General features: G+C 64.2%; 3 protein-coding genes and 2 pseudogenes. 4 read left to right on the top strand and 1 reads right to left on the bottom strand.

What is annotated here, in order from left to right; genetic code table 11:
• The first annotated feature begins 57 nt into the window (after positions 1-57).
• The 4 genes and pseudogenes from AC0AP0_RS10095 (at position 58) to AC0AP0_RS10080 (ending at position 3,238) form a co-directional block, all read left to right on the top strand.
• The gene (locus tag AC0AP0_RS10095; RefSeq protein ID WP_490430366.1) at positions 58-732 is read left to right on the top strand and encodes an ECF transporter S component; all 675 of its coding nucleotides are present in this window, start codon (positions 58-60) and stop codon (positions 730-732) included.
• Between the two features lie 10 nt (positions 733-742).
• Positions 743-1,303, top strand: a pseudogene (locus AC0AP0_RS10090) (energy-coupling factor ABC transporter ATP-binding protein); the annotation flags it as partial.
• Positions 1,277-2,200: pseudogene (locus tag AC0AP0_RS10085) on the top strand (ATP-binding cassette domain-containing protein); the annotation flags it as partial. The pseudogenes AC0AP0_RS10090 and AC0AP0_RS10085, both read left to right, overlap by 27 nt.
• Before the next feature lie 42 nt (positions 2,201-2,242).
• On the top strand, positions 2,243-3,238 hold the full coding sequence (locus tag AC0AP0_RS10080) for an energy-coupling factor transporter transmembrane component T family protein (protein WP_445342819.1): 996 nt from the start codon (positions 2,243-2,245) through the stop codon (positions 3,236-3,238).
• 112 nt (positions 3,239-3,350) lie between these two features.
• Here the strand turns inward: AC0AP0_RS10080 and AC0AP0_RS10075 are convergent.
• Positions 3,351-3,767, bottom strand: a 417-nt coding sequence (locus AC0AP0_RS10075; protein WP_490430364.1) for a superoxide dismutase, incomplete at its 5' end; no start/stop codon positions are given.

Here is a 3,767-nt window from a genome sequence, read left to right as displayed (position 1 = left end):
CCCGTGCCTGAACGGGATGGCGCTCATAGGGAGCGCCCCGAGGAAAGGCACAAGATCATGACCGATGGTCATTTCATAAACAACACTTCTTCCGGATCAGAGCCGGAGTCCGGGGGGACTCCCTCCCAGGTCAGAATCCCCTCCAAACGGTGGAGGGTGGTGGATATCGCCGTCGCCTCGGTCATCGGGGTGGCTTCCGCCGTCATCTACTGGGTGGTCGCCATGGTGACCACCATTCCCTGGTCCTTCCTGGACGGGGTTGTGCCCGGTCTGGGAGGTATCCTCAACGGTCTCTATCTATTCGCCGGGCCCTTGGCCCTAGTCATCGTGCGCAAGCCGGGGGCTGCCGTCTATGCCGAGTTGGTCGCAGCCATCCTGGAGTCGCTGCTGGGTAGCCTCTGGGTGCCTGTGGAGACCATACTGATCGGTCTGCTTCAGGGCTTCATGGCCGAGCTGGTCTTCATACTGCTGCGTTACCGGCGCTGGAACATCTCCACGGTGGCACTGTCGGGCGCTGCCGCTGGTTTCGGCTGCTGGCTGTATTCCTTCTGCACGCACCTGCAGGCCATCAACCTGACCGGTCCCTATGGGGTGATCTATCTGATAGCCACCCTGATTTCGGGTGCTCTGATTGCCGGAGTGCTGGTTTGGTACCTCTATAAGGCCATCGCCGCGACCGGGGCTCTGGACCGCTTCGCCTCCGGCCGCGATATTCGTACGGCCGGGAAGTAGAGGCCCGGGCGTGGACCAGAGCATCCAGGACAACCCCTACCGACCAGCGGCCTTGGAACTGCGCGACTGGGGTTATCGGCATGCCTACCGGAACCACTTCGCCGTCAGGGATCTGTCCCTGAGCATTCCTGCAGGTCAGCGGGTGCTTCTGCTGGGAGCTTCCGGCATTGGCAAATCGACCATCCTTGAGGGTGTGGCCGGGTTGCTGGGCGATCATGCCCCGCAGAGCAGCCAGGACCAGGTAGAGGATGACGAGGGCGGGGTGACCCAGGGCCAGGTCCTGATTGACGGTAATCCCGCTGTCTCCAGCCGGGGGCGTGTGGGCCTGGTCCTGCAGGATCCGGATGCTCAGGCCATCTTTCAGCGGCTGGGTGACAATGTGGCCTTCGGGCCCGAGAACATGGGGCTGCCCCGCCAGGAGATGTGGCCACGGGTGCGGAAGGCCATGGCCGAGGTGGGTTTGGCTGACCTGCAACTGACCCGGTCCACCATGCACCTGAGCGGAGGGCAGATGCAGCGTCTGGCCCTGGCCGGCGCCCTGGCCATGCAGCCCGGGCTGCTCTTATTGGACGAACCTACGGCCAACCTGGACCCGGTCGGCGTCGAGCAGATAGTCGATGCCGTCAGGAAGGTCCTGGACCGGCAAGGCTCCACCATGGTTCTGGTCGAGCACCGGGCAGGGCCTTGGATGGACATGATCGACCGGGTCATCGTGCTTGGGCTGGGCGAGGTTGAAGATGGCACCGGTGGTTCGGGTGCTGCGGCCTATCGCAAGACTGTGATCATGGCCGACGGCAGCCCCCGGGAGGTCTTCACTGATTCCGGGTTGGACCTGGCATCCCTGGGTGTCTGGGTTCCAGAAGCCTACAGGAGCGCCGGGGATTCGCTCCCTGAGCTTGGACGGGTCCAGGCCAGGTCAAGGCAATCCTGCTCCGGCCAGGATGATCATCCCGTCCTGCTGGCTGCTCACGATCTGGCGGTGGGTCGTCAGGGCAAGGCAGTGGCCGAGCACATCAATCTGGAATTCAGGGCCGGTCAAGTCACCGCCCTGGTGGGGGCCAACGGGGCCGGCAAGTCCACTTTGGCCATGACCCTGGCTGGTCTGCTGGAGCCGGTGACCGGTTCGGTCCTTGCCCGGGATCGCCTGCTTCGGGGACCCCAGGGGCAGATGCCTGCGGAGCCCGAGCCCATCCGGTGGACCTCATCCCAGCTGGCCGCGCGCATCGCCTACGTATTTCAGAATCCTGAGCATCAGTTCGCCCGGGGTACGGTCCTGGATGAGGTCAAACTGGCCCCTATCCGCACCGGCATGAGCGAGGAGCAGGCCCAGGTTCGCGCCCAGGAACTGTTGGGCCGCTTCAGGCTGAGGCAGTATGCCCGCGCCAACCCCTACACGCTCTCGGGCGGCGAAAAGAGGCGGCTCACCGTGGCCTCGGCCCTGGCCGCTGCACCCCAGGTGCTGATTCTTGACGAGCCCACCTTCGGCCAGGACAGGAACACCTGGGTCAGCATGGCCCAGTTGATTGCAGACCTGCGCGACCAGGGAGCCTGCATCATCCTGGTCACCCACGACCGGGAGCTGGTTCAGGCCCTGGATGCCCGCCTGGTGGAAATGACGCCTCCGGGAGCCCAGAAGACCGTCTGGCCTGCAGCCGGGTCAGATTTGCAGACTCGTCAGAAGACTGTTGCCGCCAGGCTGACCGTCACACCAATGGACCAGCGGGACGAGCCGGTCAAGCCGGCCAGCCGGTCGCCATACATAGCCTCCATCAATCCGGCCTTCCGTCTGATCGGGGCCTTTCTGGCGGCTCTGCCCCTGCTGATAAGCTTGGACCCGGTCTCGGCCACGACTGCCCTGATTCTGGAGTTCCTGCTGCTGGGCTCGGCAGGCTTCACGCCCCTGCGCGTGGTCAGATCCACCTGGCCCATCTTCCTGGGGGCGCCAGGTTCGGCCCTGGCGATCATCCTCTATGGCAAGAGCGGTGGCGCCACCTTCTGGCAGTGGGGGATGATCCACATCACCCAGCGCTCGCTGGACCTGGCCCTGGCCACTGCCCTGCGAATCCTGGCCATCGGAATTCCCGCCATCATCACCGTACTGGGAATAGACGCCACCGACCTGGCCGATGCCTTCAGCCAGGTGCTCCACCTGCCTGATCGCTTCGTCTACGGAGGGCTGGCCGGCATGCGGCTCTTTACAGTTCTCAAGGATGATTGGTCAGCCCTGACCGCTTCGCGCCGCAGTCGTGGACTGGGCGATGAGAACCGTTTCAAGGCCTTTATGCCACAGGCCTTCGCCCTGTTGGTCCTGTCCATCAGGCGTTCGACGACCTTGGCCACGGCCATGGAGGCCAGGGGATTTGGCGGCGGTACACCACGCACCCATGCCCGGGTCTCCCAGGTCGGACCACGTGATGCGGGCTTCCTGCTCATATGCCTGGCTGTGCCCGCGATCTCCCTGACCGTGGCTGCGCTGACCGGCTCCATCGCCTTCTTCGGCAACTGACTGCCGGGGATTTCTGCAGCAGACTCCAGATATGGAGGGACCCTGGTCCTTTCCGCCTCCCGCAGAGAGGGGAAAGGACCAGGGTTCGCCTGTGGTTGGAAGCGCTGGTCTTTTACCTGGCCAGTGTGGTGTTGATGTTGCGCACCTCGTCGAAGCGCTTGGAGGCATCCTCCCAGTTGACGATGTGCCACCAGGCCTTGACGTAGCTGGCCCTGTCATTCAGGTACTCCAGGTAGTAGGCGTGCTCCCAGAGGTCCAGCAGGACCAGCGGGAAGATGGTGACGGGCAGGTTGCCCTGGTGGTCGTACATCTGCAGGGTGACCAGGCGCTCGCCCAGAGTATCCCAGGCAAGGACGGCCCAGCCGGAGCCCTGGATGCCTGCGCACATGGACTCAAAGTAGGTCTGGAAGCCCTGGAAGGACCCGAACTGGTCCTCGATGGCGGCCTTGAGCTCGCCAGTGGGCTCCTGGCCGATGGCCGGGGCCATGTTCTTCCAGAAGATGGAGTGGTTCTTGTGCCCGGCCAGGTT

Source organism: Bifidobacterium sp. POST2/T3 (B1) (assembly GCF_058197115.1).
Note: the sequence above shows the minus strand (reverse complement) of the source record. Positions and strands in the feature narration are given on the sequence as shown.

Bases quoted from the DNA above. Each gene is read 5' to 3' on its own strand.
- AC0AP0_RS10080 (WP_445342819.1), top strand. From the start codon at position 2,243: ATGGCCCAGTTGATTGCAGACCTGCGCGACCAGGGAGCCTGCATCATC.
- AC0AP0_RS10095 (WP_490430366.1), top strand. From the start codon at position 58: ATGACCGATGGTCATTTCATAAACAACACTTCTTCCGGATCAGAGCCG.